The organism is Streptomyces sp. YGL11-2, assembly GCF_050054615.1.
Lineage (GTDB): Bacteria > Actinomycetota > Actinomycetes > Streptomycetales > Streptomycetaceae > Streptomyces.
In genome coordinates this window covers 1-2,018 of record NZ_JBNHIN010000137.1, presented here as the reverse complement: position 1 = coordinate 2,018, position 2,018 = coordinate 1, and the positions used below count along the sequence as shown (strand labels likewise).

At 67.7% G+C, this 2,018-nt stretch carries 2 protein-coding genes; both read right to left on the bottom strand.

The features are described from left to right. Positions 1-39: 39 nt before the first annotated feature. Positions 40-321, bottom strand: a complete 282-nt coding sequence (locus ACO1BR_RS43965) for an HU family DNA-binding protein (RefSeq protein WP_004951951.1) — start codon at positions 319-321, stop codon at positions 40-42. A 246-nt stretch (positions 322-567) separates the two neighbouring features. Beyond that, a complete protein-coding gene (locus tag ACO1BR_RS43960; protein WP_426800729.1) occupies positions 568-2,001 on the bottom strand; it encodes an NAD-dependent malic enzyme in 1,434 nt (477 codons plus the stop codon). Positions 2,002-2,018 lie beyond the last annotated feature (17 nt).

The following is a 2,018-nucleotide window of genomic DNA, read 5'->3' as shown; positions in this document are numbered from 1 at the left end:
GGGAGAGGGGTGGCCGCCCTTTGTGCCGTAGGAAGGGCCTTACTTGCCCTTGGCGGCTTCCTTGAGCTTCGAGCCCGCGGAAACCTTCACGCTGTAGCCGGCCGCGATCTGGATCGGCTCACCGGTCTGCGGGTTGCGCGCGGTGCGAGCGGCACGGTGGGTGCGCTCGAAGGTCAGGAAGCCGGGGATGGTGACCTTCTCGTCGCCCTTGGCGACGACCTCGCCGACGGTCTCGGCAAGCGCGGCCAGAACGGCGTCGGCGTCCTTGCGGGTCACCTCGGCGCGATCGGCCAGAGCGGCCACCAGCTCACTGCGGTTCATGTATGTACTCCCGTGTTCTTCTTGCCAATGAGGCGTGAGATCGAAGCCGATGCTGCCAGGGCCCTCGAACGGTCCCCGGAACCGGGTCCGTCCTTCAGCTCCCTCGCGCCTGGGGTCCCCCTGGACAATGTCCTTGGGAGAGCATCCTGCCCCCACCTGCGGCGGTAAAGCCAATCCGGCACCCTGGAGGGTCACCCGCCACCCTATGGGTGGCTCGCGGAGGGCGTGTCCCGCGACGCGCCGGACTCAGACCGTCGTGGCAGCCGTCACAGCCGGGTCGGCGGCCTTCGCCGCGTCCCGCACCGCACCGGCGACCGCCCCGGCGACCTTCTCGTTGAAGACGCTGGGGATGATGTAGTTCGGGTTGACCTCGTCGTCCAGCACGACCTCGGCCAACGCACGGGCCGCGGCCAGCATCATCTCGGTGTTCACCGTACGCGAGGCCGCATCCAGCAGACCACGGAAGACCCCGGGGAAGACCAGCACGTTGTTGATCTGGTTGGGGAAGTCCGAACGCCCCGTCGCCACCACCGCCGCGGTCTGACGCGCGATCGCCGGGTCGACCTCCGGATCCGGGTTGGCGAGTGCGAACACGATCGCGTCCTGCGCCATCCGCGCCACATCCTCACCCTCCAGCACATTGGGCGCCGAGACACCGATGAAGACATCCGCCCCCACCACCGCCTCCCTCAGCGTCCCGGTCACACCCTCCGGATTGGTGTTGTCCGCGATCCAGCGCAGCGCCGAGTCGGGGTCCGCTTCCACCAGATCGGCCCGGCCCGCATGCACCACACCATGGATGTCGGCGACCACCGCATGCCCCACACCGGCGGCCAGCAGCAGCTTGAGGATCGCCGTCCCCGCCGCACCGGCACCCGACATCACCACCCGCACGTCCTCGATCTTCTTCCCCACCACCCGCAGCGCGTTGGTCAGCGCCGCCAGCACCACAATGGCGGTGCCGTGCTGGTCGTCATGGAAGACCGGAATGTCCAACGCCGCACGCAACCGCGCCTCGATCTCGAAGCACCGCGGCGCGGAGATGTCCTCCAGATTGATGCCCGCAAAGCCCGGAGCGATCGCCTTGACGATCTCCACGATCGCATCGGTGTCCTGCGTGTCCAGACAGATCGGCCACGCATCGATCCCGGCGAAACGCTTGAAGAGCGCCGCCTTGCCCTCCATCACCGGCAACGCGGCCTTCGGCCCGATGTTCCCCAACCCCAGCACCGCCGAGCCGTCAGTGACCACCGCGACACTGTTGCGCTTGATCGTCAGCCGGCGGGCGTCCTCGGGATTGTCCGCGATCGCCTGACAGACCCGCGCCACGCCCGGGGTGTAGACCATCGACAGATCGTCACGGTTACGGATCGGGTGCTTCGACGACATCTCGATCTTGCCACCGAGGTGCATCAGGAACGTCCGGTCGGACACCTTGCCCAGCGAGACACCCTCGATCCCGCTCAGCTCGGAGACGATCTCCTGCGCATGCGCCGTCGAGGTCGCCGCGATCGTCACGTCGATCCGCAGCTTCTCGTGCCCCGACGCGGTCACATCCAACCCGGTGACCGACCCACCGGAGGACTCCACAGCCGTCGTCAGCTGGCTGACGGCGGTGCCGCTCGCGGGAACTTCCAGTCGCACCGTCATCGAATACGAGACGCTAGGCGCCGTTGCCATGGCCGACTTCCTCTGCT

What these genes read in the sequence shown, in the direction of transcription:
- ACO1BR_RS43965 (WP_004951951.1), bottom strand. Translation starts at nt 321, where the DNA reads ATGAACCGCAGTGAGCTGGTGGCCGCTCTGGCCGATCGCGCCGAGGTG.
- ACO1BR_RS43960 (WP_426800729.1), bottom strand. Translation starts at nt 2,001, where the DNA reads ATGGCAACGGCGCCTAGCGTCTCGTATTCGATGACGGTGCGACTGGAA.